The organism is Herbidospora sakaeratensis, assembly GCF_001570525.1.
GTDB classification, from domain to species: domain Bacteria; phylum Actinomycetota; class Actinomycetes; order Streptosporangiales; family Streptosporangiaceae; genus Herbidospora; species Herbidospora sakaeratensis.
Genome location: NZ_BBXC01000009.1, coordinates 141,764 through 167,999 on the forward strand (window position 1 = coordinate 141,764; position 26,236 = coordinate 167,999).

At 69.7% G+C, this 26,236-nt stretch carries 28 protein-coding genes and 1 other RNA gene; 9 read left to right on the top strand and 20 right to left on the bottom strand.

The genetic code is table 11. The features are described 5' to 3' along the window. The first annotated feature begins 61 nt into the window (after nt 1-61). The 6 genes from prfB (at nt 62) to ssrA (ending at nt 5,995) form a co-directional block, all read left to right on the top strand. Nucleotides 62-1,177, top strand: a complete 1,116-nt coding sequence (prfB, locus tag AW271_RS10605; protein WP_062335420.1) for a peptide chain release factor 2 — start codon at nt 62-64, stop codon at nt 1,175-1,177. A gap of 357 nt (nt 1,178-1,534) precedes the next feature. After that, nucleotides 1,535-2,224 carry a cell division ATP-binding protein FtsE gene (gene ftsE / locus AW271_RS10615; protein WP_062335424.1) on the top strand — a complete coding sequence of 230 codons (690 nt, stop codon included), beginning with the start codon at nt 1,535-1,537 and terminating at the stop codon, nt 2,222-2,224. 9 nt (nt 2,225-2,233) lie between these two features. Continuing rightward, complete coding sequence (gene ftsX / locus AW271_RS10620; RefSeq protein ID WP_062335426.1) at nt 2,234-3,133, top strand: permease-like cell division protein FtsX; 900 nt, start codon at nt 2,234-2,236, stop codon at nt 3,131-3,133. Nucleotides 3,134-3,156: 23 nt separating this feature from the next. Further along, on the top strand, nt 3,157-3,639 hold the full coding sequence (gene smpB, locus AW271_RS10625; RefSeq protein WP_062335428.1) for an SsrA-binding protein SmpB: 483 nt from the start codon (nt 3,157-3,159) through the stop codon (nt 3,637-3,639). A 3-nt stretch (nt 3,640-3,642) separates the two neighbouring features. Further along, a complete protein-coding gene (locus AW271_RS10630; protein WP_062335430.1) occupies nt 3,643-5,520 on the top strand; it encodes a penicillin-binding transpeptidase domain-containing protein in 1,878 nt (625 codons plus the stop codon). An 85-nt stretch (nt 5,521-5,605) separates the two neighbouring features. Next, nucleotides 5,606-5,995, top strand: a transfer-messenger RNA (tmRNA) gene (gene ssrA, locus AW271_RS10635). 852 nt (nt 5,996-6,847) lie between these two features. Here the strand turns inward: ssrA and AW271_RS39590 are convergent. The 17 genes from AW271_RS39590 to AW271_RS10710 form a co-directional block, all read right to left on the bottom strand. Further along, nucleotides 6,848-7,012, bottom strand: a complete 165-nt coding sequence (locus AW271_RS39590) for a hypothetical protein (RefSeq protein WP_157554020.1) — start codon at nt 7,010-7,012, stop codon at nt 6,848-6,850. Between the two features lie 97 nt (nt 7,013-7,109). Further along, the gene (locus AW271_RS10640; RefSeq protein WP_062335432.1) at nt 7,110-8,054 is read right to left on the bottom strand and encodes a DUF1996 domain-containing protein; all 945 of its coding nucleotides are present in this window, start codon (nt 8,052-8,054) and stop codon (nt 7,110-7,112) included. Between the two features lie 142 nt (nt 8,055-8,196). After that, nucleotides 8,197-8,862, bottom strand: coding sequence for a LuxR C-terminal-related transcriptional regulator (locus AW271_RS10645; RefSeq protein WP_062335434.1), 666 nt, complete (start codon nt 8,860-8,862; stop codon nt 8,197-8,199). After that, the gene (locus tag AW271_RS10650; protein WP_062335436.1) at nt 8,862-10,055 is read right to left on the bottom strand and encodes a sensor histidine kinase; all 1,194 of its coding nucleotides are present in this window, start codon (nt 10,053-10,055) and stop codon (nt 8,862-8,864) included. The genes AW271_RS10645 and AW271_RS10650 overlap by 1 nt, the downstream gene beginning before the upstream one ends. A gap of 1 nt (nt 10,056) precedes the next feature. After that, nucleotides 10,057-10,857, bottom strand: a complete 801-nt coding sequence (locus tag AW271_RS10655) for a hypothetical protein (protein WP_062335438.1) — start codon at nt 10,855-10,857, stop codon at nt 10,057-10,059. Nucleotides 10,858-11,052: 195 nt separating this feature from the next. After that, the gene (locus AW271_RS10660) at nt 11,053-11,397 is read right to left on the bottom strand and encodes a DUF6461 domain-containing protein (protein ID WP_062335440.1); all 345 of its coding nucleotides are present in this window, start codon (nt 11,395-11,397) and stop codon (nt 11,053-11,055) included. Next, nucleotides 11,340-11,597: a hypothetical protein gene (locus AW271_RS40640; RefSeq protein WP_169806315.1), complete on the bottom strand. Its 258-nt coding sequence runs from the start codon at nt 11,595-11,597 to the stop codon at nt 11,340-11,342. The genes AW271_RS10660 and AW271_RS40640 overlap by 58 nt, the downstream gene beginning before the upstream one ends. A gap of 37 nt (nt 11,598-11,634) precedes the next feature. Further along, a complete protein-coding gene (locus tag AW271_RS10665; protein WP_218008025.1) occupies nt 11,635-12,831 on the bottom strand; it encodes an ROK family transcriptional regulator in 1,197 nt (398 codons plus the stop codon). Nucleotides 12,832-12,850: 19 nt separating this feature from the next. Then, nucleotides 12,851-14,647, bottom strand: a complete 1,797-nt coding sequence (locus AW271_RS10670; protein WP_062335444.1) for a glycoside hydrolase family 9 protein — start codon at nt 14,645-14,647, stop codon at nt 12,851-12,853. Further along, a complete protein-coding gene (locus tag AW271_RS10675) occupies nt 14,644-15,609 on the bottom strand; it encodes an N-acetylglucosamine kinase (RefSeq protein WP_062335446.1) in 966 nt (321 codons plus the stop codon). The genes AW271_RS10670 and AW271_RS10675 overlap by 4 nt, the downstream gene beginning before the upstream one ends. Continuing rightward, a complete protein-coding gene (locus AW271_RS10680) occupies nt 15,606-16,433 on the bottom strand; it encodes a carbohydrate ABC transporter permease (RefSeq protein ID WP_062335448.1) in 828 nt (275 codons plus the stop codon). The genes AW271_RS10675 and AW271_RS10680 overlap by 4 nt, the downstream gene beginning before the upstream one ends. After that, nucleotides 16,430-17,344, bottom strand: a complete 915-nt coding sequence (locus AW271_RS10685) for a carbohydrate ABC transporter permease (protein ID WP_062335450.1) — start codon at nt 17,342-17,344, stop codon at nt 16,430-16,432. The genes AW271_RS10680 and AW271_RS10685 overlap by 4 nt, the downstream gene beginning before the upstream one ends. Nucleotides 17,345-17,347: 3 nt before the next feature. Next, entirely contained in the window at nt 17,348-18,685 is a 1,338-nt protein-coding gene (locus tag AW271_RS10690; protein ID WP_062335452.1) for an extracellular solute-binding protein, read from the bottom strand. Between the two features lie 139 nt (nt 18,686-18,824). Next, nucleotides 18,825-19,226 (bottom strand): NUDIX hydrolase, encoded by a 402-nt coding sequence (locus AW271_RS10695; protein ID WP_062335454.1) that lies wholly within the window; start codon nt 19,224-19,226, stop codon nt 18,825-18,827. Nucleotides 19,227-19,242: 16 nt separating this feature from the next. Next, nucleotides 19,243-19,665 (bottom strand): PIN domain nuclease, encoded by a 423-nt coding sequence (locus AW271_RS10700; RefSeq protein ID WP_062335455.1) that lies wholly within the window; start codon nt 19,663-19,665, stop codon nt 19,243-19,245. Beyond that, nucleotides 19,662-19,877, bottom strand: a complete 216-nt coding sequence (locus AW271_RS10705) for a type II toxin-antitoxin system VapB family antitoxin (protein WP_062335458.1) — start codon at nt 19,875-19,877, stop codon at nt 19,662-19,664. Before AW271_RS10705 ends, AW271_RS10700 begins: the two co-directional genes overlap by 4 nt. Before the next feature lie 53 nt (nt 19,878-19,930). Then, nucleotides 19,931-20,560 carry a DUF899 domain-containing protein gene (locus tag AW271_RS10710; RefSeq protein ID WP_083976458.1) on the bottom strand — a complete coding sequence of 210 codons (630 nt, stop codon included), beginning with the start codon at nt 20,558-20,560 and terminating at the stop codon, nt 19,931-19,933. Between the two features lie 62 nt (nt 20,561-20,622). Between AW271_RS10710 and AW271_RS10715 the strand changes: the two genes are divergently transcribed. Together AW271_RS10715 and AW271_RS10720 are read left to right on the top strand one after the other, a co-directional pair. After that, nucleotides 20,623-21,336, top strand: coding sequence for an SDR family oxidoreductase (locus AW271_RS10715; RefSeq protein WP_063817963.1), 714 nt, complete (start codon nt 20,623-20,625; stop codon nt 21,334-21,336). A gap of 13 nt (nt 21,337-21,349) precedes the next feature. Then, nucleotides 21,350-22,219, top strand: coding sequence for an amidohydrolase family protein (locus tag AW271_RS10720; RefSeq protein WP_062335462.1), 870 nt, complete (start codon nt 21,350-21,352; stop codon nt 22,217-22,219). Here the strand turns inward: AW271_RS10720 and AW271_RS10725 are convergent. The 3 genes from AW271_RS10725 to AW271_RS10735 all read right to left on the bottom strand — a co-directional run bounded on the left by AW271_RS10725 (nt 22,192) and on the right by AW271_RS10735 (nt 25,262). Next, on the bottom strand, nt 22,192-23,031 hold the full coding sequence (locus tag AW271_RS10725; RefSeq protein ID WP_062336387.1) for an SAM-dependent methyltransferase: 840 nt from the start codon (nt 23,029-23,031) through the stop codon (nt 22,192-22,194). The two genes, AW271_RS10720 and AW271_RS10725, sit on opposite strands and share 28 nt — an antisense overlap. 61 nt (nt 23,032-23,092) lie before the next feature. Beyond that, nucleotides 23,093-24,121 (bottom strand): adenosine deaminase, encoded by a 1,029-nt coding sequence (locus tag AW271_RS10730; protein ID WP_062335465.1) that lies wholly within the window; start codon nt 24,119-24,121, stop codon nt 23,093-23,095. A 55-nt stretch (nt 24,122-24,176) separates the two neighbouring features. Beyond that, on the bottom strand, nt 24,177-25,262 hold the full coding sequence (locus AW271_RS10735) for a S1C family serine protease (RefSeq protein WP_062335466.1): 1,086 nt from the start codon (nt 25,260-25,262) through the stop codon (nt 24,177-24,179). A 96-nt stretch (nt 25,263-25,358) separates the two neighbouring features. Between AW271_RS10735 and AW271_RS10740 the strand changes: the two genes are divergently transcribed. Continuing rightward, entirely contained in the window at nt 25,359-26,192 is an 834-nt protein-coding gene (locus AW271_RS10740; RefSeq protein WP_062335468.1) for a hypothetical protein, read from the top strand. The last annotated feature ends 44 nt before the right edge of the window (nt 26,193-26,236 follow it).

A 26,236-nucleotide genomic window follows, 5' to 3' on the forward strand; every position in this document is an offset into this window, starting at 1 on the left:
CTCCCTTGTGCAAAAGGGACCGTACCTGAGTCGGTCCGGTGTTCGCGTACCCTTTAGAAACGTGGCAGCCATCGATCCAGCAGAAGAGATCAACGAGCTTACCGGCACCCTGAACAGCATTCAGGACGTGCTCGACCTCGACAGCCTGCGCAAGCAGATCGCCGAGCTGGGCGAACAGGCCGCGGCACCCGACCTGTGGAACGACCCCGAGGCCGCCCAGAAGGTCACGAGCAAGCTCTCCCACCTCCAGGGCGAGGTCAACAGGGTCGAGGGCCTGACCAGCCGGCTCGACGACCTCAAGGTCCTCTACGAACTGGCCGCGGAAGAGGGCGACGACGACACCCTCGCCGAGGCCGACAAGGAACTGGCCTCCCTGCGCGCCGACATCGGCGCGATGGAGGTCCGCACCCTCCTGGCCGGCGAGTACGACGCCCGAGAGGCCCTGGTGACGATCAACTCCCAGGCCGGCGGCGTCGACGCGGCCGACTGGGCCGAGATGCTGCTGCGCATGTACCTGCGCTGGGCCGAGCGCAAGGGCTACGGCACCGAGGTCTACGACACCTCCTACGCCGAGGAGGCCGGCATCAAGAGCGCCACCTTCACGGTCAAGGCGCCCTACGCCTACGGCACTCTGCGCGGCGAGCACGGCACCCACCGGCTGGTCCGCATCAGCCCCTTCGACAACCAGGGCCGCCGCCAGACCTCCTTCGCCGGGGTCGACATCGTGCCCGTGGTCGAGCAGACCGACCACATCGACATCAACGAAGACGACCTCCGGGTCGACGTCTACCGGTCGTCGGGCCCCGGCGGCCAGGGCGTCAACACCACCGACTCGGCGGTGCGCATCACCCACCTGCCGACCGGCATCGTGGTGTCGTGCCAGAACGAGCGGTCGCAGCTGCAGAACCGCGCCTCGGCGATGGCCGTCCTCCAGGCCAAGCTGCTGGAGCGCAAGCGGCAGGAGGAGGCCGCCGCGATGAGCGAGCTGCGCGGCGAGACCACCAGCTCGTGGGGCACCCAGATCCGCAACTACGTGCTGCACCCCTACCAGATCGTCAAAGACCTGCGCACGGGGGTCGAGGCCGGCAACCCGACGGCGGTGCTCGACGGCGACCTCGACGAGTTCATCGAGGGCGAGATCCGCTGGATGCGCCGCCAGGAGTCGGGCCAGGAATAGGTCAGCTGTAGGCGACCTTCAACGCCGTCAGGGCGAGGGCGAGCACTATCACAAGAGCCACCAGCAGGGGCGGCAGTCCCAGGAATCCGTGCTGGTGAATTCTCTCCCTGGCGGCACGGCAGGAGGGGCAGCGACCCTCCACCACAGGTGCGGCGCACGCGGCGCATACCAAGTGTTCGCAGCTCATCGGCCCTTTACCTATGCCCTAATCGTTTTGTTTCCGTTATGGACGTTCCATGCCAGTGTTACCCCTAGACTGAGCTCTGGCCAACCGGAACGTCGATCTGGAGCAAAGAGACCGGCGCCCCCCGGTATGGATGTCCCCCGCCCCCTAGACTGGCATGCCGTGATGCGCCCGTGATCCATTTCGATAATGTCACCAAGGTCTATGTGAACCAGAACCGCCCTGCGCTCGACCACATCTCGGTCGATGTCGACAAGGGCGAGTTCGTGTTCCTCGTGGGGCCGTCGGGTTCGGGAAAGTCGACGTTCCTCCGCCTGGTCCTCAAAGAGGAGCGGCCCAACTCCGGCGCCATCCACGTCGCCGGCAAGGACCTCTCCAAGCTGTCCAACTTCAAGGTGCCCCACCTCCGGCGCCGCATCGGATGCGTCTTCCAGGACTTCCGGCTGCTGCCCAACAAGAACGTCTACGAGAACGTGGCGTTCGCCCTTGAGGTCATCGGCAAGCCGCGCCGTTTCATCCGCAAGGTCGTCCCCGAGGTCATCGAGTTGGTCGGCCTCGAAGGAAAGGCCCACCGCATGCCCGACGAGCTGTCGGGTGGCGAGCAGCAGCGGGTGGCCATGGCGCGCGCCTTCGTCAACCGTCCGATGATCCTGCTGGCCGACGAGCCGACGGGAAACATCGACCCCGCGACGAGCATCGGCATCATGAAGGTGCTCGACCGCATCAACAGGACCGGCACCACCGTCCTCATGGCGACGCACGACGCCGCCATCGTGGACTCCATGCGCAAGCGTGTGGTGGAGCTGGAGGATGGCAAGATCGTCCGCGACCAGTCGCGGGGTGTCTACGGCCAGGCTTACTAAGAAGGAAGCATGCGGGCGAATTTCATCTTCTCCGAGGTCTGGATCGGCCTCCGTCGCAACCTCACGATGACCATCGCGGTCGTCGTGACCGTTGCCGTCGGCATGGCGCTGCTCGGCATCGGGCTGATGATCAACTCACAGGTCTCGAGCATGACCAGCTACTGGTCCGACAAGGTCGAGCTCTCGGTCTACCTGTGCAAGGAGAACTCCCCCTTCGAGCCGTGCACCGACAAGAAGGGCATCTCCGAGGAGCAGAAGACGGCGCTCGAGGCCGTCATCAAGGGCATGCCGCAGGTCGAGGAAGTCATCTTCGAAGACTCCGCCACGGCCTACAAGAACTTCCTCGACAACCAGTCGAACAACGTCTTCGCCTCCTTCCTCAAGGTCGAGGACATGCCGGAGTCCTTCCGGGTCAAGCTGGGCGACCCCGACCAGTCGCAGGCGGTGACCGAGGAGCTGACCGGCCAGGCCGGCGTCTCCAACATCGTCAACCAGCGCCAGCTGCTCGACAGCTACTTCGGCTTCATGGACAAGCTGCAGTGGATGGCCCTGTCGGTCGCCTTCGCGATGGTCTTCGCCGCCACCCTGCTGATCGGCAACACGGTGCGGCTGTCGGCCTTCAACCGCCGTCGTGAGACCGGCATCATGCGGCTGGTGGGCGCCTCCAACGTCTACATCCAGCTGCCGTTCGTGCTCGAAGGCGTCATCGCGGGCCTGATCGGTGGTGTGCTGGCCGCGGTCATGCTCATCACCAGCAAGGTCCTGATCTTCGACAGCATCCAGAACTTCGTCCCCGAAGCCCTGGGCTGGAACACCGTCGCCGGGATCATCTCCGGCACGATGGCCATCGGTGTGATCATCTGTATCCTCGCCTCGTTCATCACGCTCCGCCGTTATCTGCGGGTGTGACGAGCCGCCGGTAGGCTCTTGCCATGCCTCGTGAGACCGGGCGCAAGGTCATCGCCCAGAACAAACGTGCCCGTCACGAATACTTCATCGAAGACACCTACGAGGCCGGTCTGGTCCTGACCGGCACCGAGGTGAAGTCGCTGCGGGAGGGCCGCGCCAACCTGACCGACGGGTTCGCCGCCGTCGAGAACGACGAGGCGTGGCTCTACAACGTCCACATCCCCGAATACACCCAGGGGACCTGGACCAACCACTCCGCCAAGCGGAAGCGCAAGATGCTCCTGCACCGCAAGGAGATCGGCAAGATCTACGCCACGCTGCGGGAGAAGGGCCTCACCCTGGTCCCCCTGGCCCTCTACTTCAAAGACGGCCGGGCCAAGATCGAGATCGGCATCGGGCGCGGCAAGAAAGACTACGACAAGCGTCAGACCCTCCGTGAGAAGCAGGACAACCGGGATATGTCACGCGCCATGTCGAACGCCGTCCGGCGCAAGGGGGGCCGCTAGGCCGTGACCGCCCGTCGACCCCTTCGGTTGGCGCTCGCGCTGGCGCTTCTCGCGCCCGGCCTGACCGCCTGCTTCGAGGAGCCGTCCCCCCACGAGGCGGTCCGCGACTTCCTCGTCGGCTGGCAGAGCGGCGACTACGAGATGGCCGCCCGCCGGGCCGACGCCGACGAGGCCACCGTGGTGAAGGCGCTCGGCGACGCCAGCCTCCACCTCGACGCCGCCTCCATCCGCTTCGCGCTCGGCACCATCAGCCGCGAGGGCGACACCGCGTCGGCCAACTTCTCCGCCGAGGTCAACCTCGGCGAGAACAACCCGCTGTGGGAGTACGACAGCGTGCTCCCGCTGCGCCTGGTCGACGGCCGGTGGAAGGTGCACTGGTCGCCCGAGGTCGTCCACCCCGACCTCCACGAGGGCCAGCGGCTCGCCGTGAAGATCGACCCCGAGCCCCGCCAGCCGATCATCGACCGCAACGGCGACACCCTCCAGGAAGACGACACCCAGTACGTCGCCCAGGTGGTGCCCGCCGAGCTCACCGATCCGGCCAAGGTCTGCGAGGAGCTCTCGAAGATCACCGGGTTCGCGCAAGACCGGCTGCTCAGCCGCATCCTGTCGGCCCCGCCGACCGACGAGGTGCCGCTCGCCACCTTCGGCCCCAACAAGTACCGCGAGTTGTCGGCCAAGCTCCAGGCGATCCAGGGCCTCACCATCGAGCAGGTCCACCCGCCGGTCGCCCCCAAGTCGCCCGCCCAGATCGTCGGCCGCGTCAACGCCGTCACCCCCGAGAGCGAACAGCAACTCGGCGGCCCCCAGCGGGCCGGTGACACCGTCGGCCGCGACGGTCTCCAGAAGGCCTACCAAGACCAGCTCACCGGCTCGACCGAGACCCGCGTCGTCGTGCTCGACAGCAAGTCGTCGCAGCAGGTGAAGGAGCTCAAGTCGTGGCCCGGCCGCAAGAACGCGCCGGTCCGCACCACCCTCGACACCGCCATGCAGCATGCCGCCGACCTGGCCGTCGCCGGTTCCCAGCCGGCCGTGCTGGTCGCCGTCCAGGCCTCCACCGGTGAGATCCGGGCCATCGCGACCAAGGGCCTCCACCAGCAGAAAGACGCCCTCGCCGGCAAGTTCCCGCCCGGCACCGCCTTCTCCGTCGTGACCACCGACGCCCTGCTCAAGGCCGACCTCGACACGCAGGAGAAGATCCCCTGCACCGCCGACCGGACCGTCGGCGGCGCCCGCTTCCAGCAGGTCGGCGTCACCGCCGCCGCCCCCACGTTCGAGGCCGACTTCGCCCACGGCTGCGTCACCGCGCTGGCCTCCCTGGCCCGCATGGTCAAGAGCGACGACCTGCTCCTCAGCGCCCAGCAGTTCGGCATCGGCGCCCAGTGGACCCTCCCGCTGGCCGGCCACAGCGGCCACGTGCCCGCCCCCGAGACCGACGCCACCCGCGCCAAGGTCATCGCCGGCACCAGCGTCCGGGTCAGCCCCCTCGCGATGGCCCTGGTCGCCGCGGCCGTCCAGTCGGGCACCTGGCGCCCGCCCGTGCTCGTCAGCAGCCCCGCCCTGCCCGACGTCAGCTCCGAGGTCGTCGCCCCCGCCACCCCGCCCAAGCCGATCAACCTCGACCCCGGCCGCGTCTCCACGCTCCGCACCCTCATGCGGGCCGGCGTGACCAGCGGCTCCGCCAAGGCCGCCTCGGTCGCCGGGGCGGAGGTCTACGGCGTCGCCTCCCACGTCGGCTACACCGAGAAGAAGCAGCGCCGCGAACTGTCGTGGTTCGTCGGCTGGCAGGGAGACATCGCCCTCGCCGCCATGGTCGAGACCGGCGTCCCCGGCGCCGCCCCCGCCGTGGCCGGGTCGTTCTTCGGCGCGCTGGCGCCCTGAGGGAATACGTGTTCGCGAGCGGGTGGTTGTACCGGTAAAGTTGCGGTGTCCGGACGCTTGCGCGGACGGGTTTGACAACTGCACAGGGGGTGACCGGTTTCGACTTTGGCATTACAAGCCAGGGGAAGCGGGCCGAGGACGGCGGACATAACCTCGTTAACACTGTGACCGCAAACAAATAAGTGCCAATACCAAGGCCACTTCGGTTAGCCAGGGTTCCCTGGCTCTCGCTGCCTAAGCAGACGAGTTAAACCGTGTCAGCCCGGGACTGCCTCCGGCCCGGGATCTGGCATCGCTAGGAGGCTCCACCATCTTCGCCGGCCGCGGGGGGAGATGGGAAAACAAACAGCGGATGAGCCCGTCGGCGACTCGCCTGTGAGAGCGCCGGGGCTGAGAAAACGCTAAACAGGCTGCGCCCGGAGAAGCCCTGACTCGGTGCTGAAGGACGCGGGTTCGATTCCCGCCACCTCCACTCTCGGAATGGCCCGTGGTTGACGCCCCTTCGGGGCGGCTGCCACGGGCCATTCCTCGTTTACCCCGGGGGGCGACCCCCAGACCCCCGATACGAGAGGGCTTCGCCCCCTCGCGCTCCCCCTGGTCCGCGTTCGCGGCCCTCTCGTCGCTTTGCTCCGGGGTCGCTTCGCTCCCTGGCGAAGGGCTCCGCCCCTCGCGCTCCCTGGCAGGGCCTCGCTTCGCTCGGAGGGTGCTCGCTTCGCTCGGGTTTGGATTCCTGACGGCTTTGAGAAGGGCGGCGGAAGACGTTGTGGTGAGAGCCGGAACACTACGCATAGATGGGTGATGACGTTCATCTATGCGTAGTAAGAGCACTCCGCTGCTACCGATCTTCCGGTCGCGGCATCAGGCGGACCTGCTTGCCCTGCTCTACCTTCAGCCTGACCGCGAGTTCACGATCACTGAGTTTGCCGGGCGGATAGGGGTTCCGCTGACGACGATGCAGCGGGAAGTGGGCCGCCTGCTGCAGGCCGGCCTGCGGCAGAGCTCAGGTGATCCGGGCCAGGGTGCCAGGGCGCTACGCGCGACCGCTCACGGAACTGCTGACCCTGGCCTTCGGGCCGCACCTTCTTGTCGAGCGGGAGTTTTCGGGGCTTTCCGACGTGGACGCGACAGCGATCTTCGGGTCCTGGGCGAGTAGGTATCTCGGTGAGGCTGGGCCGCCGCCCAACGATGTCGACGTCATGGTCGTGGGCCGGGTGTCGCGAGCGGATGTGCACGAAGCCGCCGAGCGGGTGGAGCGGAGACTGGATCGAGCGCGCCGATCGCACAGTGTGCACGGCGCAGAGGATGGCCGACGACCCTGCCAGCGTCTTCATCCTTTCCTATGACGCTGCCCGGCACGCTTGTACTGCGGTGCTAGCACATCAGGGCCGATGCACAGCACCTGGAGCACCAGCCCCGTCAGCATGCCCGCCGTGGCGGCGATCACCTCGGCCCACCAGGAGGCGTTCGTGACGTTGATGCCCGTGGTCGTCATGCCGAGCAGACCGGGACTTGTCGCGGGGAGCTCCCACGCGCGAACGGCGTACCTCCGAGGAGGCACGCCGTTCCGAATAATCGAGCCGCGGTTTCGGTCAGGGCTTGTGCTGGTCGATTCCGTAGCCGTTGCACTGGCGTCCGCCGTTGATGCAGTGTTTCACCAGTTCGGCCTGCCGGTTGCCCGACCACGCCTCCATGAAGTCGTAGTGGAAGGAGTAGCTCGCGCCGGAGGAGTAGGCGAGGCCGTCGGTCTTTCCGCCCGGGAGCTTGTAGGGGACCTTGATCTCCAGCATCGGCAGCGGGACCGGGAACGCCGCCGGGCAGACGCTCTTCACCGGGTAGGCCATGTGGCTCTTGTGGTCGGGCGAGTCGAGGTCGCGGCCGTTCCAGCAGCTCGGGGCCTTCAGGCGGACGATCAGCGAGCTGCCTGACGGGCAGGACTTCGGGAAGGTGGTGAAGGTGCCGCCGCCGCAGGTCCAGGTGCCCTGGAAGTCGGCGGCGGAAGCGGTGCGCATGTCGCCCACGATCAGCCGGAAGCCGGCCGGGAAGGGCTGGACCGTGCGGTAGTCCTTGACGCCTGACTTGTAGTACGTCGTCACGATCGTCGGGTCCACCACCTTGCCGTTCTGGTACAGCGTGGGGATCCAGTAGGCGGACTTGTCCATGGTGTCCTGGCAGCTCGACCCGCCTGCCAGGAGGGAGGTCCTGGTCGACTTGGCGTTCGTGGTCGGGTTCCCGGCGAAGGTGTGGTTGTGGGCCGCGCCCGGCAGGCCCGGATAGACGATCGGGTCGTCCGACAGGTGGTGGGTGACCTTGCAGTTCGCGTGGATCTCGCGGTACTGGGCGAACGGCGGCGGGCCGGAGAACGTCGGGACCGGGAGCGGCTTCGCCGTGGGGTACGGCGTGGCCACCGCCGCCGGGCCCGCAGTGGTGGCCGAGGCCGGGATCAGGAACGGGCGCGCGGCGAGCAGCAGGCCCGCGGCGAGCAGAGTCGTCCCCGCCGCCCGGCTCCATTGGCGCCGCCGGGTGTGGTCTGACATCGATTTCCCTTCACAGTGGGAGCGTGGGGGCTGCCGGCAGAAGCGAATCGCGCGGCGGCGCGTCGAACGATAGCCATGCGGCGGCCTGCGGATTTAGGCAGAAAGTCCCGTACGGCCCGAGCGCCATGGCCCAATTCCCGGGTCAGGCGCTCCCGGTCCAGAGCAGCACGGCCTCGGTCCTGCTGCTCACGTTGAGCTTGCCGAAGACGCTGTTGAGGTGGTTCTTCACGGTCTTCTCCGTCAGGCCCAGCCGGATGGCGATGGACGCGTTGCTCAGCCCTTGGGCCAGGAGGTTCAGCACCTCGCGCTCGCGCCTGGTGATGCCGAACCTCGTCTGCACGGTGTGCCGTCGCTCGGCCCGTTCGCGTTGCTCCTGGTCACGCTCGGCCTGCCCGCGTACGAGTGAGGTCGCGACCGACGCGGCCACCGGGGAGAGCCAGCCCCGGCCCTCGGCGACGGCCAGCACGGCACGCAGCAGTTCCGGCGGGTCGAACTGGCCGTGGACGAGGTATCCGCGCACGCCGCCGCGCAGCATCGAGGCGATCACGTCTTCGGTGTAGTCGCTGGTCAGCGCCAGCACCTTCGTGTACAGGCCCATCTCGCCCACGACCGAGAGCCCGTCGGCGATGGGCATGCGATGGTCGAGCAAGGTCACCGTGGGACGCAGACGGCGGGCGGCCGCGAGCCCCTCGTGCCCGTTGCTCGCCTCGCCGACCATCCGGATCCGGTCGTCGGCGTCCAGGAACGCGGACATGGCGGCGCGCACGATCGGGTTGTCGTCGACGATCAGTACGTCGATCACGTCCATCACTCCAGTGGATCGAGCGGCACGCAGACCGTGACCACGGTGCCCGCCCCGGGGTAGGACCTCACCCGCAGGTGGCCGCCGACGGCCCGGGCCCGTTCAGCCATGCCGACAAGGCCGAAATGTCCCTGCGACTGTAACCGTCCGAGCTCCTCCGGAACGACGAAGCCGATGCCGTCGTCGCCGACGATCAGCTCCAGGAGACCACCCGACTGGATCAGGCGGATGGTGACGTGGGAGGCGGAGGCGTGCCGCTGCACGTTGGTCAGCGCTTCTTGGAGAACGCGGACGATCTCGTACCGGACGGCCACTCCGGGTTCGGCGCACGCCACTGTCACCCGCGTGGCGACGCCGGCGTCGTGCTGCCAGGATCGCGACACCTCGTGGACGACGTCCTCGAAAGATCGGTCCGGTACGTCCCCGCGCAACCCCTCCAGCAGTTGCCTGGCCTCCTTCGCGGCCACCTCGGCGCCCCGGGAGACGGTCTCGGCGAGCTGCTCGGCCAGCGCGGGGTGCCGGCGCAGGGACGACGGGAGCGCCAGGGCGGCGAACGACACCCCGCGCAGGGTCTTGCTGACGGAGTCGTGCAGCTCGCGGGCGAGACGGGCCCGTTCGTCGGCCGCGGCGGACCGCTGCGCGGAGGCCGTCACCTCCACCGTCAGATCGACGTAGCGCACCAGCGCGGAGGTGGCCACCGCCCCGCCCATGCCCGCGAGCACGCTGAGCATGGGAAACGCCATCACGAACGCGGCGACGTCCGGCGAGTACGGCGCGGCCCGCAGCGCCCAGGCCGCGGCGGCGAACCCGAAGGCGGCCTGAACGGCCCAGATTCCCAGGGCGCGCATGCCGAGCAGCGCCCCGGCCAGCGCCGCCGACCCGGCCGCGAAGCAGAAGTACGCCATGCCGCCCTTGCTCAGCAGCAGGATGCCCGTGGCCGCCAGCCAGTCGACTCCGACGACGGGCAGCGCGCGGCGGACCACGGCCGGGTGCCGGGTGAGCACCGTCACCTCGGCGACCGTGACGAGCACGGTCACGGCGATCACCGACACCACCCGCCAGAGGTCGGCCACCAGCAGCAACCCTGCCCCGGCGGAGGTGAGCACGACCGCGGCCCTTCCCAGCAACACCGCACGGCAGACGGCGGCCGGCGCGACCAGCGGATCCACGCCGTAGACCCGCAGATGCCCCGCGGCCATCTCACTTCCCCAGTGCGATGTCGTCGAGGTAGAACTCGTACGCCTGCGGGAGTTGCTCGCTGGCGATGGCGAGGTCGATCCGGCGCAGGCGGCCGGGCGACAGGGTGCCCACGTGCACCACGAACGACGTCCAGCGCTCCGGGGGCGCCTGGAGCGTCACCGTCGTGGCGCCCGCCCGTCCCGCCGAGGGCGAGGCGGACAACCGGAGGATGGTGCCGTACTGCCGGCCGCCGTAGATGCGCAGGCGCAGCCGGGTGTTCGTGCCGATCAGCACGGGTGAGCCCGCCAGCAGCGTCACGGTCGCGGGCTGATCGCGGGTCTTCACCCGTCGCTGGATCCTGACGGCCGCCTCTTCACCGTCGGGCACCGGGCGGCCCGGGTCGACGTTCGTCCCGCTTCCGGACGCCTGCCAGCCCGTCCCGAGCGCCGACGCGTAGATCGAGCAGGCCGGCACGGCCGTGACTTCCACGGTCCCCGAGCCGCGCGGGGCCGTGCACGAGGGCACGCGCGGGCGTGCGGGTGTGGCGGTCGCCCGCGTCGGGGTCGGACGCGGGGCGCCCGCGCTCCTGCGGACCTCGGGTGTCGTCTCGGGTGTCGGTGGAGGGGGCGCGGTGGTCGGGGCCTGGCTGGACGCCGGGCTTTCCCGCGCGCCCGACGCCTCCGCGCGGTCGTCCTGCCGGGGAATCAGCAGGGGCGGGACGGCGACGGCGACACCGATCACCACGGTGACGAGCAGGGCGTACCGTGTCCGCTGGCCGAGACGGCGCTGAGGGCCGCTGATCGGCCGCCGACCGGCGCTCATCGCCGACCTCCTGCCCCGACTTCACCAGGAGTCACATCCACGTCCTTGCTGCACAAATGAGAGTAGACACATTTTCCGCCACAATCTGCTCATCGTGTGCCGACATCCCCACTGAATCGGCAGGTGAGCATGCCCGTCCCGGAAACTGGGCCCACCCGCCCCCGACTTCTGGGACTTTCGACCCACGTGTTGGCCCTATGGCGCTGAGTTCGGGAGGGTGCCCCATCTGAAGGTGAGGCCGCGCAGGAGTTCCTCGGTCGGTCTGATCCCCGGGCCTCGGTAGAGGCGGGGAATCGACGGGTAGAGCTGGTCGATCTCGTCCATGACGCCGGCGAGTTCGGCTGGGGGGTCCATGATGAAGGCGTCGTCGCCTCCGTAGAGGTATTTGATCTCGCCGTTCTCACACCAGTAGAAGTCGTCGGTGTCGTCGACGCCGAGGGCGAAATGGGAGACGAGGCGGGTGCCTTGGGAGAGGCGGGTGATCAGTTCTTCGTCGGTGCCGAGCCAGTCGGAGTCGCAGATGATCGTCCAGTCGCCCATGGAGGCGACGCCGAGGGGGTCGCCCCGATGCGGCCAGCGTCGGGTTCGTGGGGCAGGGGGGCGGGGTCGGTGAAGTTCGCATAGCGGCCGCCGAGGCGGGCGACCGCCTCTTCCGGCGTGGTGCGGAGGTAGATGAAGGCGTAGTGCTCCTCGCCGTACTCGCCGCAGAGCCAGGAGACGTCGATGGGCTGCATGATCATGTTTTGATCGTGGCAGGCGCCACCGACAGGAAACGTGCTACGAGCGGCTGATCAGGACGCCCTCGAAGAGTTCCTCCCGTACGACCGTCAGGCCCAGCTCCAACGCTCCCGCCAGCACCGGGTTGCCCTCCAGCGCCGACAGCCGCACCTGCGGCCGCGAGTGCGTCAGCGCGTGCAACTCCCGTTCGACGAGGTCGCGCAGCAGTTCGCCGCCTGCTGCGGGCAGGCCGCCCGTCAGGACGACCAATCCCGGGTCCACCACGGAGGCGATGGCCGCCAGGCCCACCGCCAGGCGGGAGGCCACCAGGCGCAGGCCCGCGCGGGCCTCCTCCGCCGCGCGGTCGGTGCCCTGCGCCATCTCGATGGCGGCCGTCATGGCTCGGTGGAAGTCGGGGGCCTCCACGCCGTAGGTGCGGAGCAGGGCGTGGACGGCGGGGCCGCCGACCAGGGCCTGGTAGCCGTGGTGGCCGAAGCGGCCGCCGTCGCGGGCGGTGGCCACGCCGGGGGTCGGCATGTAGCCGACCTCGCCCGCGCCGCCGAAGAAGCCCCGGTGCAGGCGGCCCCCTATGACCAGGGCCGATCCGAGGCCCTCGTCGGCCCACAGGAGGACGAAGTCGGAGTGGTCCGTCGCCGCGCCGTGGGCCTGTTCGGCCAGGGCCACCAGGTTGACGTCGTTCTCCACGTCGACCTCCGTCCCGAGCCCCGCGCGCAGGGTGGGGAGGAGGTCGGGGATGCGCCAGCCGGGCAGGTCCTCGTCGGTGGCGTAGGACAGCAGGCCCGTCGTCGGGTCGACCGCGCCCTGCACGCCGATGACGATCCGGCGCAGCGGGCCGGGAGGGGTGGCCGCCGCGAGGGCGGCGGCCAGGCGGTCCACCAGGGGATCTTGGGTGGTCTGGGGGAGGGTGTGCTCGCCGCGGATCGTGCCGGTGAGGTCGGCGATCTGGACGCTGATGCGGTCGTGCGTCACGTCCAGGGCCGCCACGTAGGCCGCGTCGGGGTTGATGCGGTAGATCTCCGCCGTGGGGCCGGGCTGACCGGCCCGGATGCCGTCGGCCACCACCAGGCCCGCCTCTTGGAGGCGGGCCAGGAGCTGGAAGGCCGTCGGTTTGGAGAGGCCGGTGAGCTCGCCGATCTCGGGACGGGTCAGCGGGCCGCGTTCGAGCAGGACCCGGAGGGCCCGGCCTTCGTTGATCGCGCGCATCAGGCTGGGGGTCCCGTGAAGGGGAGGCTTCACTGCATCTCCGCGGCGATGATCATGACGAGGTGAGGGTCAAAGCGTACAGCGCGATGGCGGCGAAATCGTCGGCCGGTTCGGACGCCTGCCAGGAGCGGACGTCGTCGACGAAGCGGCTGCCGTGGCCGGTGAACTCGTTGTAGACGTCGACGCCGTTGGGCGGGCAGGGGGGCATCTCGTCGAAGTGGCCACCGAGGCCGTCGTCGAACAGGCTGGCGCTGTTGGGGCCGTTCACGACCGCTCCGGTCGCGGGCTTGCCGGTGATGTTGGCGATCTGGTGGTGCGGGCAGGAGATCGAGTTGGCGCCCGCGCCGGCCACGAAGGAGACGCCCCACGGGTTGGCGCCGAGGGTCCAGTTGCGCTGCTGGGTGCCGAAGGCGTCGTAGGAACGGTCGCCGGTCACCTTGCGGTAGAGGTGGGTGGTGGCGGCCAGGCCGAAGGCGTGCGGGACCGAGTCGAACTCGTCGTGCTGGGCGCCGGCCCGGAACGGGTCCTTGGCCGCTCTGTCCGTGCCGATGTCGAGCTGGGCCTTCAGGCCGGCGACCAGGTCGGCCTCCGAGACGGCCAGGTTCCTCGCGCGGGCGGCCCTGATGGCGGTGATGAGGTCGGCGTGGGCCAGGGCGCTGACGTCGTACAGGTTGAGGGTGTCGCCTTGGTCGTCGTCGAGGTAACCGCGGGCCCAGCGGGCGGCGTCGGCCAGCCACGCGGTCGCTCTCGGGTCGCGGAGGCGCTGGGCGGCGAGGGTCATCTGGGTGGCGCCGAGTTCCATGTCGTCGCGCCAGACGCTCTCGGGGTAGAAGGCGTGCGGCAACGACGTCACCAGCTGGCCGACGTCGGTGGTCTTGGCCATCGCGTACACGGAGGCGGCCTGTTCCAGCAGGTGGGCGGCCTTCTTGCGGTCGGGCTCCAGCTGGGCGGCCAGGGCGAAGGCGGCGGCGGTGCGGCCCGCGAGGTTGGGGCTGATCGGCTGGCCGGGGGCGGCCGCGCGGAAGACCGGGCGGTTGCGGATGAACTGGTGGCCCTCGGCGGTGTCGCCGTCGTCGTCCTGGGGGAGGCGCCAGATGTCGTGGTCGCCGATGAAGGTGCCCTCCTCGTTGCCGGCGCCGACGCCGACCTGGATGTAGAGGGTCTTCGACTTCTCGTCCCACATCTTGTCGAGGTACTTCAGGCCGTGGGTCGCCTCGTCGCGCAGGGCCGCGGTGTGGATCTTCCCGTCGCGCTGGGCCGCGAAGAGCAGGGTGTCGACGTACGACAGGATGTGGGTGAACTTCAGGTAGTCGCCCGCGTCGAACCAGCCGCCCTCGACGTCGACCGGGCCGCCGACCTTGGTGAGCTCGCCCTTGATCTGGTCGGTGTCGGGGCCGGTGAACGTCGGGATCTCGTAGACCGACGCGGCGCGGTCGTTGTGGTGGGTGGTGTCCCGCTGGAGGCCGAAGAAGCCCAGGATGTCGGTGGCCGGGTTGTGCTTGGGCGCGATCTGGAACTCGGCCGAGGTGGTGCCGCCGGCCTTGATCCGGTAGCGGCCGGGGGTGCGCAGCTTCGAGACGTCGAGGTCGTAGACGTGCGGGTAGCCGCTGTTCCAGGCGCCCCGGTCGCGGCCGGCGTGGCCCTTGAGCACGGTCCGGCCGCGGTGGTCGACCACGGTGAAGCGGCCGCCGGCGCCGCTCGTCATCAGATAGGCGTGCTTGCTCTCGCCCGGCAGGAAGCCCACTTGGTCGACCCGCACGTGGGCGGGGGTGGTGTCGGCCCATGCCGGGGCGGCGCCGATCGACGTCACCAGCGCCAGCGCGAGGGCGGCGGGGAACAGCCTGGTCATTCGCTCCTCCTGAAACGTTCACGAACTCGGGTGTACGCGGACTCGTCCGCGTGGAGCAGGTCCAGTCCGGCCAGGGCGGCGCCCGCGACCGGGGGGAGGGTGCCGACCACGACCTGCGCGCGCGGTGCGCTCGCGCCGATCGCGGCCTCGATCAGTCCGTGCGTGTACGGGTCCTTCGCGGTCAGCACGCTGCCGCCGAGCACCACCTCGGCCGCGACGTCGAGCAGGTTCAGCCGTTCGAGGCAGACGCGCGCCAGCACCGCGACCTCCTCGGCCTGGCGGGTGACCACCTCCCTGGCCACCGGGTCGCCGTCGGCCGCGACGGTGAACAGGCCCGGTACGAGCTCATGCAGCCTAGCTGGGGACAAATCGCCGAAATGCAGTGATAGCACCACCTCTTCCACCGTGGCCGTGCCGAAGTGATCGACGACCAGCTCGGCCAGCGCGGTCGACGGCCCCCGGCCGTCCTCCATGCGGGCGGCGTGCCACAGGACCCAGTCGGCCAGTTCCTCGCCGCCGCCCCAGTCGCCGCTGCGCCGGCCGAGCGCCGGGAATCGCGCCACCTCGCCCGAGGGGGCGACGCCGACGGCGTTGATCCCGGCCCCGCACACCACCGCGACGCCCCACGATCGCGACGCCCCGGCGCGCAGCACGGCGAAGACGTCGTTGGCGACGTCCACCTCCTTGGCGCAGCCGCGCAGCCGGAACTCCGCGGCCAGCGCCTCCTCCTCGGCGGGGAAGTCGGCCCCGGCCAGGTAGGCGGCCAGCACGTCGGCGTAGGGCGGCCCGCCGCCCAGCAGGTCGCGGGCGGCCCGGTCGACCACGTCGACGGCCGCCTCGACGCCCGCGCTCTGCGGCAGGAAGGGGCCGGTGCGCGTGGTGGCGAGCACCGTGCCGTCCTCGGCGACCAGGGCGAGGTCGGTCTTGCTGTTGCCCCCGTCGACCGCGAGGAGCGTTCTCACCCTTTGACCCCCGTCAGCGTGACGCCCTCGATGAAGACCTTCTGGGCGAAGAGGAAGACGACGATCACCGGCGCGGTCACCAGCAGGGTCGCCGCCATGGTCAGGTTCCACTGCACGCTGTGGAACGCCTTGAAGGTGGCCAGTCCCAGTGACAGGGTCCAGCCCTCCTGGTCGACGCCGGCGTACAACAAGGGCCCGTAGTAGTCGTTCCAGCAGTAGAAGAACGAGAACAGCGCCACCGCCGCGATGGCCGGGCGGGCCATCGGCAGGATGATCGTCAACAGGATGCGCAGGTCGGAGCAGCCGTCGACACGGGCCGCGTCGGTGTAGTCGCGGGGGATCGTGATGAGGAACTGGCGCAGCAGGAAGATCGAGAAGGCGTCGCCGAACAACATCGGCAGGATCAGCGGCCAGAGCGAGTCGGTCAGGCCGAGCCGCGCCCACACCAGGTAGATCGGCACCGCGACGACCTGCGGCGGCAGCATCATCGCGCTGATCACCACGAGGAACGCCACCTTGCTTCCCCGGAACCGGAACCGCGACAGCGCGTAGGCCGCCGGGATCGACGACATCAGCATGAAGATCGTCGCGAGGGAGGCGTACAGGAAGGTGTTGGCGGTCCAGGTGAGCAGTTCGGAGCGGGCGAACACCTCGGCGAAGTTGCCCCAGTTCCACTGGTCGGGCCACAGGCGGCTGGTGAGGGCCTGCTCGTCGGTCATCAGCGCGGTCAATACGATGAAGACGACCGGGCCGAGGAACATCAGGGACAGGGCGATGGCGATGGCGTGCCGGGCGATCCAGACCAGGCCGCGGCGGCGTCTCACGAGGCGGCCTCCGCCCGGCTGAACTGGCGCAGCAGCACCAGGGTGAACACCATCGACACCGCGAAGAGCAGCAGCGCGTGGACGCAGGCCAGGCCCATCGACCAGTCGCGGAACCCGGTCTGGAACAGGTGCTGGGGAAGGGTGAGCAGCGCGCCGTCGGGATAGCCGGGGGTGAAGCTGGTGCCGGCCGAGTCGGTCGCGCCCGAGGCCACCCGGGAGGCGATCATCGCCTGGGTGAAGTACTGCACCGCGTAGATCACGCCGGTCACGGCCGAGAACATCAGCACCGGGGAGATGACCGGCAGGGTGATGTCGCGGAACTGCCGCCAGGCCCCCGCGCCGTCGATGGCGGCGGCCTCGTACAGGTGCTTCGGCACGTCGAGCAGCGCGGCCAGGAAGATCATCACGGTGTTGCCCGCGCCCCACAGGGCCAGCAGGGTGAGGCTGGGCTTGGCCCACGCCGCGCTGCCGAACCAGTCGGGGCCGGTGATCCCGATCCACGAGAGCACCTGGTTGACCGGGCCGGTGGCCGGGTTCAGCAGGTAGACGAAGGCGACCGTGCCGGCCACCGTCGGCACCAGCGACGGCAGGTAGAACAGCGTGCGCAGGAGGCTCGATCCGCTCTTGACCTTGGTCAGCAGCTGCGCCACGCCCAGCGCGAAGAGCACCTGCGCCGGGACCATGAACACCACGAGCCACAGGGTGTTGAGCCCCGACTGGAGCAGGCGCGGGTCGGAGAAGGCGTACCGCCAGTTGTCCAGGCCGATGAACTCCAGCGTGAACAGGTCGTAGCGGTGGAAGGAGAAGTAGACCGTGGAGGCCAGCGGGTAGACGAAGAAGATCGCGATGCCGACGAGCCAGGGGGAGAGCCACAGGAGGGCGCGCACGCCCTCCCGGCGGGTGAAGGCCATCGATCAGCCTCCGGACAACTTCATCTTGTCATCGATCCGCTTGTCGACCCCGGCGAGGCCGGCGTCCAGATCCTTGACCGCGCCCTTCTCCCATTCGATCAGGAAGGTGGAGAAGGCGTCCTGGTTGAAGACGCTGTTGACGTTCGCGGGCAGGGTCGAGGTCTTCGGGTGGGCGAAGATGTCGAGGAAGGTGGCGAAGCGCTCGTTCTTGGCCAGGCCGGGGTGGTCCATGGCGGCCTTCGTGGTGGGCACGTTGCGCAGCGCGTTCGACAGGGTGACCAGCGACTCGGTGTCGGTGGTCAGGTATTTGACCAGCTCCCACGCCTGCTGCGGGTGCTTGGCGCCCTTCGGCACGCCGATGACGGTGCCGGCGGTGAAGCCGCTGCCGTAGAGGTCGGGCTTGTCGTCGGCGACCGGCATCGGCGCGGTGCCGTAGTCGAGGTCTTCGGCCTCGCTGGCGATCATGGCGTTGCGCCACTCGCCGTCGAGGACCATCGCGACCTTGCCCTCGAAGAAGGGGTGCTCGGCGCCCCACTCGTCGCCCAGGCCCTTGCGGAACTTCTCCAGCTTGTCGTAGCCGTACCAGTCGACGAGCTCCTTCTGCCACTGGAGCAGCTGCTTCCAGGCCGGGTCGGAGCCGATGGCCGAGGTGCCGTCGTCGTTGTACCACTTCGCGCCGACCATCGGCCCGAGGTGGCTGGGGGAGTTCTCGTAGTACTGGAAGCTCGGGATGAACCCGGCGACCTCGATGTTGCCCTCGGCGTCGCGGACGGTGAGCTTCTTGGTCAGCTCGGTCAGCTCCGACAACGTCTTCGGCGGCTGCTCGCCCTTCATCAGGGCCTTGTTGTAGTAGAGGCCGTAGGCGTCGGCGAGCAGCGGCATCGTGCACCGCTTCCCGTCGAACTCCGTGTACGACCGCGCCGCCGCCGGCAGCACGTTCAGGTCGATGCCGTCCTGCGCGATGACGGGCGTGAGGTCCTGGAACGCCCCGCTCTTGCACCACTGGGCGACGTTGTCGGTGGTGAACGACGCCGCCACGTCGGGCGCCTGGCCGCCGCGGATCGCCTGGGTGATCTGGGCATCCTGGATGCCCTTCTGCGCGACCACCTTGATCTGCGGGAACTTCGTGGTGAAGCCCGCGATGGCGTCCTCGAACGCCTTGGTCTCGACGTCGGTCGAGAAGCCGTGCCACAACTCCAGCGTGGCGGCGGGCAGGGCGGCGGGGTCGGTCGAGGTGGTGGTGGGTTTCGCGCCGAGGGCGGGCGGCGCGGTGTTTCCCGCGGTGCACGCGGTCAGCGTGAGGGCCAGCAGGCCGGCTGCCGCGAGGGGGAGAGAGCGCACGTGGTGCCTCCTATGACCAGGGATGCACGGCAAGTTAGTAAGGGTTCCTAACTTTGAATGGACCCTAGGACGGCCATATGCACGGGTCAAGGGGCGACATCAACTCGTAACAGGGCCTGCCGGGCAGCAGTCCTTACGATCAGCGCAGGCGGCCGGTCTCGTGCAGATGGTCGAACACGGCCTGGTTCGCGGGGGAGACGCGGGGGCGGTCGGCGTAGCTGAGCCAGGCCAGTTCGGCGATCTCGCCAGCGGGGGCCGGTTCGCCCTCATGGCCGGCGGTGTAGCAGGTGAGCCGCACGGTGACACCGGCGGCTTTGCCGTGGGCCTGCGCCTCGAAGACGCCGACCAGGGCCTCCGTGCCCGGGACGATGGTCACGTTCAGTTCCTCGCGCACCTCCCGGGCCAGCGTGTCGAGGTCGGTCTCGCCGGGTTCGCGCTTGCCGCCGGGGACGTAGTAGGCGTCCTTGCCGTGGGACCGGGCGGCGAGGACGCGCTGGTCGCGGAGGCAGATCCAGGCGATCTTGTCGATGGTGCCCGTCACGGGTTCCTCGGCCGGGTCATTTGCCGGTGGCGGGGCCGTACCACTGGAGCGGCTGTCCGGTGACGGCGGCGATGCATTCGAAGTCGCGGTCGCGGTGGAGGAGGGTCAGCCCCTGGATCTCGGCCGTCGCCGCGACGACCAGATCGACGGGGCCGGCACTGCGGTGCCGACCCCGTCTGGTCAGTTCGTCCTGGAGCTTCCAGGCTCGGTCATAAGCGCGGTCGTCGACCGGGGTCCACCCGAAGATCTGCCGAAGGTCGTCGATTCCGCGGCGGCGATCGGCGACGGACCGGGCGCTGTAGAAGAACTCGAGCTCCGTGATGGGGCACATCGCGATCAGGCCGGCGGCGGCGGCCTGATCCCATCCGTGGCGTTCGGCGTCGCCGGCCATGAACCGGGCCAGCGCGCTGGTGTCGATGAGGAACTGCGCCGGATTCACCTGCGGTAGTTCCGCTTGTCCTCGAAGAGTTCCAGGTCGAAGGCGCCTTCCCCCGCCGACTCGCGGAGCCGGGCCAGCGCCAGGGCCCGGCGACGGGTCTCCAGGACTTCACGCAGCGCGCTGTTGACGGTGTCTTTCTTGGTCTGCGTTCCCAGCGCCTTGGCCACAGCCGCGATCAGGTCGTCGTCGATGTCGATCACCGTACGTGCCATCGCGTCCTCCTGATATCCGGCCGTGCATCAAGTATATCTCGCTATGTGCCCGGTCAGCCGTAGGTCGGGTACTGGGGCCAGCCCACCGGAGAGTCCTCCCAGTCTTCCTGGCGGCCCCACGGCGTCAGGTCGAGGAAGCTGTGGGTGAAGACCAGCCGGTCGACCCCGCGCGCCGTCGTGTTGTAGGTGCGGTAGACCCGGTCGCCGTCGCGCAGGAAGACGCTCAGCATGAAGCCGCGCCCCGCGCCGCAGTCGTCGGAGAACGTCGTGCCGTGGGACGACAGGAACGGGACGGTCCAGCCGCGTTCGGCCTTGTAGGCCTCGATCTGCGCCAGCGGCATGTTGGAGATCGTCGCCCAGCTCACGCCCTTCTCGGCCAGGGCAGGGAGGGCGCCCACCGGGATGTTGTCGGTGAACTTGGTGCAGCCGGGACAGAAGTGGCGCGGGCCGTTGTCCATGAACTGGTAGACGATCAGCTGGTCGCGGCCCTCGAAGAGATCGAGGAGCGTGCGGGGCCCGTCGGGACCCTCGAAGGCGTAGTCGCTCCGGAACTCCGTCATCGGGAGGCGGCGGCGCTGGGCGGCGAGGGCGTCTTCGGCCCTCGTGGCCTCCTTTTCCGCTTTCAGGAGGTTATCGCGGGCAAGTTGCCACTCTTCAGGTGATACGACTGGTGGTTTGCTCATAGGCGGATTCTGCCCAATGGGTATGACAGAAACCGAGGGTGCCCAGGTCAAGGGGGATGCAGATGGAACTGGACGGGCAGCGGGTCGTTCTCCTCGGGGGCACCTCCGGCATCGGACTCGGGGCGGCCAGGATCGCCGCCGCCCACGGGGCCGAGGTCGTCGTGGTCTCCTCCCGCGAGGAGAACGTGCGCCACACCCTCGACGAGTTGCCCGATTCCGCGTGGGGAGAGGTCGCCGACTTCAGCGACCCGGACGCCATCGAGAACGTCATCGGCCGGATCGGGCGGCTCGACCATCTGGTCTACACGGCCGGGGAACCCCTGTACATCTCCCCGGTCGAGCACCTCGACATCGCGGTGGCCCGGGAGTACTTCCAGATCCGTTTCTTCGGCGCGCTGGCCGCCGCGAAGGCCGCCCGCGGCCGGATGCCCGACACGGGCAGCATCATCGTCACGGCGGGGGTGGCCAAGGACCGGCCGGGGTTCGGGTGGGCGGGGCCGGCGTCCATCTCGGGGGCGCTGGAGGCGCTGACCAAAGCGCTGGCCGTGGAGTTCGCGCCCGTACGGGTGAACTGCGTCGCCCCCGGCGTGATCAGGTCTCCCCTCTGGCAGGGCACGCTGCACGTCGAGGAGATGTACCAGGAGGTCGCCGACACGAGCCTGGCCGGGCGGGTGGGCGAGATCGAGGACGTGGCGAAGGCCTACCTCTACCTGATGACGCAGGACTACTCGACCGGGATCGTGCTGACCGTCGACGGGGGCATCACCCTCGTCTGACAGACTGTCCGGCATGTCGGTGCGGGAGATCTGGCGGGGGCTGGGGCTGCCGGGCATCGTCGACGTGCACACCCACTTCATGCCCCAGCGGGTGCTCGACAAGGTGCAGGCCTATTTCGCCGGCGCCGAGGCCCACCTCGGGTTCCCCTGGCCGATCGCCCACGGCAACGACCCGGCCGAACACGTACGGAGACTGCGCGAGTTCGGGGTGGTCGCGTTCACCTCGATGATCTACCCCCACAAACCCGGCATGGCGGCCTGGCTCAACACGTGGGCACGCGAGTTCGCCGCCGCCACCCCCGGCTGCGCCCGCACGGCGACGTTCTTCCCCGAGGAGTCCGCGGGAGCCTACGTACGGGAGGCGCTGGAAAGCGGCGCCCGGGTGTTCAAGGCCCACCTGCAGGTGGGCGGGTACGACCCCCGCGACCCCCTGCTCGACGACGTCTGGGGCCTGCTCGCCGACGCCGGCACGCCGGTGGTCACCCACTGCGGGTCGGGGCCGGTGCCGGGGCGGTTCACCGGGCCGGGGCCGATCACCGGGGTGCTCGAACGGCATCCCCGGCTCAAGGTCGTCGTGGCCCACATGGGGCTGCCCGAATACGGCGCGTTCCTCGACCTCGCCGGGCGGTTCCCGGGGGTCGGCCTCGACACCACCATGGCGTTCACCGGCTTCACCGAGCAGGCGTGGCCGTTCCCGCCGGCCGAGAGGTCACGGCTGCTCGACTACCAAGACCGCGTCTACTTCGGCAGCGACTTCCCCAACATCCCCTACGACTACGCCGAGGCCGTCGGCGCGCTGGTCAGGCTCGACCTCGGCGACGACTGGCTGCGGGCGGTGCTCTACGGCAACGGGATTCAGATCTTGCGGCCGATGGCGCCGTAGGCGCCGTGCTCCCGGTCGGGGTACAGGGCGGGGTCCTCGTCGGGGCGCCACAACGAGACCGCCACCATGCCGGGGTCGACCAGTTCGAAGCCCTCGAAGTACTCGCTGATCTGCTCCTTGGAGCGCGGGGTGAAGCCGAGGTTGGGCGTGCGGTAGGCGTCGGCGGCGTTGCCGACCGCCTTGGGGAAGAAGTCGGCCGTCACGTGGCTGACCGCGAAGTAGCTGCCGGGGGCGAGCGCCGCGGTGTACTGGCGGACCAGCCCGGGCGGGTCCTCCTCGTCGGTGATGAACATCAGGGTGCCGACGATGACCAGAGCGACCGGCTGGTCGAAGTCGATGACGTCGTTGATCTCGGGGTGTTCGATGATCGACTTCGGGTCGCGCAGGTCGGCCTCGACGTAGCAGGTGCGGCCCTCGCGGGAGCTGCGCAGCAGGGCGCGGGCGTGCGTCATGACGATGGGGTCGTTGTCGACGTACGCGATCCGCGCCGCCGGGTTGACCTGCTGGGCGACCTCGTGGGTGTTGCCCTGGGTCGGGATGCCGGTGCCGATGTCGAGGAACTGCGTGATGCCCTGCTCGGCCAGGAACCGCACGGCCCGGCCGAGGAAGGCGCGGTTGTCCCTGGCCCCCTGGACGATGCCCGGCGCGGCGGCGGCGGTGCCCTCGGCGACCTTGCGGTCGGCCTCGAAGTTGTCCTTGCCGCCCAGCCAGTAGTCGTACACGCGGGCCGAATGGGGGACCGACGTGTCGATCCTCGGGGCGTTCTCGTCACGCGGGGACGCCCAGGGCAATAAGTTCTTCGGCTCCGACATCAGGTCTCCAAGGGAGGTCGCGGCTCCGGTCAGCATAGACCCCTTGATCGCCAATGGCGTTTCAGAGCCGTTGTTTACCGGCGTATTCCGCTATTTCGGACAGCAGGGCGCGTTTTCCCGCCTCGTCCAGGAACGACGCGCGGACCGCGTTGCCGGCCAGTTCGGCGACGCCCGTGTGGTCGAGGCCCAGCAGGCGGGCGGCGACGGCGTACTCCTGGTTGAGGGAGGTGCCGAACATGGGCGGGTCGTCGGAGTTGATCGTGACGAGCACCCCGGCCTTCACCAGTTCGGGCAGCGGGTGCTCCTCCAGCGACGCGACGGCGCGGGTGCAGACGTTGGACGTCGGGCAGACCTCCAGCGCGATCTGGTGCTCGGCCAGGTGCGCCAGCAGCGCGGGGTCGCCGGCGCTGCCGATGCCGTGGCCGATGCGCTCGGCCTTCAGCTCGCGCAGCGCCTCCCACACGGTCTCGGCGCCGGTGGTCTCCCCGGCGTGCGGGAGCGAGTGGAGGCCCTCGGCGCGGGCGGCGTCGAAGTAGGGGGCGAACTGCTTCCTCGGCACGCCGACCTCCGGTCCGCCGAGGCCGAAGCCGATCAGGCCGTCGGGGCGCTGGTCGAGGGCGATCCGCAGGGTGCTCTCGGCCGCCGGGAGGCCCAGCTCGCCGGGGATGTCGAAGATCCACTTGAGGGTCAGGCCGTGGTCGCGCAGGACCCGGGCGCGGGCGTCCTCGATGATCTCGCAGAACTGCTCCGGGGCGAACCCGTTGATCAGGTGGGTGTACGGCGTCACCGTCAGCTCGACGTACCGGGCCTGCTGCGCCGCCAGGTCACGGCCGACCCCGTAGAAGAGCTGCCACAGGTCCTCGGGGTCGCGGATCAGGTTGAGGACCGAGACGTACACCTCGATGAAGTGGGCGAAGTCGCGGAAGGTGAAGAACTCGGCCAGCCGGTCGGGGTCGGCCGGCACGGGGGTGCTGCCCTCGTGGCGGGCGGCGAGCTCGGCCACCACCCGGGGGGAGGCGGAGCCGACGTGGTGGACGTGCAGCTCCGCTTTGGGCAGACCGGCGATGAAGGAGTCGAGATCTGGTGTCACGTGCCCGACCGTAACAACCGGCCCGATCGAACACCCAACTTCTTACATGGAAATGTCAGCTTCCGCCGGGAAGTTCGCCCAGCGTCACCTGGACGGTCGTCTGGGAGCCGTCCGAGCGCCGCACCACGACGGGCACCTTCTGGCCCGGCTTCAGCGTCGCGAGCACCTCGCTCAGGGTCGCGGTGTCCTCGGTGGCCTTGCCGTTCACGCTGGTGATGACGTCGCCGGTCCGGATCCCGGCCCGCTCGCTCGGGCCGTTCCTGGTGACCGCGCCGACCTGGACGCCCATCGGCTCTCCGTCCCGGCCGATGGCCGTTCCCACCTGGACGCCCAGAGCGGCGCGCCGGGTGTTGACCACCCGGCCGTTCTGGACGATCTGCCGCGTGATGTCGGTGGCCGTGGCGCTCGGGATGGCGAACCCGATGCCGTCGGCGGGGCCCTCCTGCGGGTTGTTGGCCCCCAGGGTCGGGATGCCGATCACCTGCCCGTGCAGGTCGACCAGCGCGCCGCCGCTGTTGCCGGGGTTGATCGGGGCCGAGGTCTGCACGGCGTTGGTGATGGTGGCGCCCGGCACGCCGCCCTCGCGGGGGCCGGAGACCGTCCGGCCCAGCGCCGACACGATGCCCGAGGTGACCGTGCCGGAGAAGCCGAGCGGGTTGCCCATGGCCAGCACGATCTGGCCGACCCGGAGCTTGGTCGAGTCGCCGAAGACCGCCGGGGTCAGGCCGCGCGGGTCGGTGACCCTGATGACGGCCAGGTCGCCGGCCGGGAACGAGCTGACGAGGGTGGCCTTGCGCGCCGCGCCGCCCGTCGGGACGGTCACCTCGAAGTCGCGGGCGTCGCCCACCACGTGGGCGTTGGTCACGACGTGGCCCTGGTTGTCGAACACGATGCCGGAGCCCAGGGCGTTCCCGGTGGTGATCTGCACGATCGACGGGAGCACCTTGTGGATGACGTCCTCGTAGAGCGACTCCAGGCCCAGGGCCTGGGCGGCGGGCGTCACCGGCGCGCCCGGAGCGGTCGGCGAGGGACTCGCTGACGGGGTCGCCGTCGCCGTACCTGGCGACGAGTTGGCACAGCCTGCCGCCGCCGCGAGACAGGCGAGGACGGCGATCCGGGTGATGACCGGCGAGAATTCCATGCGCACCTGTCTACCCAGGTGGATCACCGGATTCCAGCACCGTTGGAGCGTGCCATCGTCCGGCTTCGATCATGAATTCTGACGTAATCTGCCGTCATGGCGGACGAACTCGGCACCCCTGCCCGGCCGTCGGCACGCTCCTACGACGCGCCAACCACCCCGATCCCGGTCTATCGCCCTCCCGCCGAGGCCGAGCAGGCCCCCGCTCCCGCGCCCGCTCCGCCGCCCCCCGGCGGCAACCGGGCGCGGGTCCTGTGGACGGTCTTCGCCGCGCTGGTCACGGTCGCCGCCGTGGTCTTCGCCTTCTCCGCGTTCTCGGCCGACGAGCCGGTCCGCGAGGTGACGGTGCTGCCCGCCGCCGACTCGGCGACCGCCCCTGCGGCCCCCGCGCCCACCCGCACCCCGCTCTCGCTGCCCGCGCCCCCGGCGGGCAAGGTGCTCGCCGCCTACGCGGGCGCGGGCACGCCCACCGCGGGCCTCGTCGACGACCGGCGTTCGGGCATCGTGTACGCCGCCTTCGCCGCCCCCTGGGAGCAGGTCGAGCCCGACCCCTTCCAGTTCCGCCAGCGGGCCGGCCAGGCCATCATCGCCTCGGCGCCGATCCCGGGCGCCAACCCCGGCACCCCGAAGACGGCCGCCCAGTGGCGCGCCCTGGCCGCCAAGGCGGTCCGCTGGACGGTCACCCGCTACCAGCCCGACGAGGCGACGTTCCAGTGGACCGCCTCGCAGCGCACCCGCCAGGGCGTCGGCTGGGTGCTCGGCTACCGGGTGGCCTGGGAGACCGGCGGCAAACGCCGTACCGCCGAGGCGGTCGTGGCGCTCGTGAAGACCAGGGGCAAGCCCGCGATGCTCTTCGCCTCGGTGCCCGATTCGCGGAAAGAGCTGCGCAAAGACCTGAACGTGCTGCTTGAGACGCTTCGCCCCCGGTAGCCTCGAAGCTTCTTCTAGAATATGATTCTGTCCACATTGCCGAG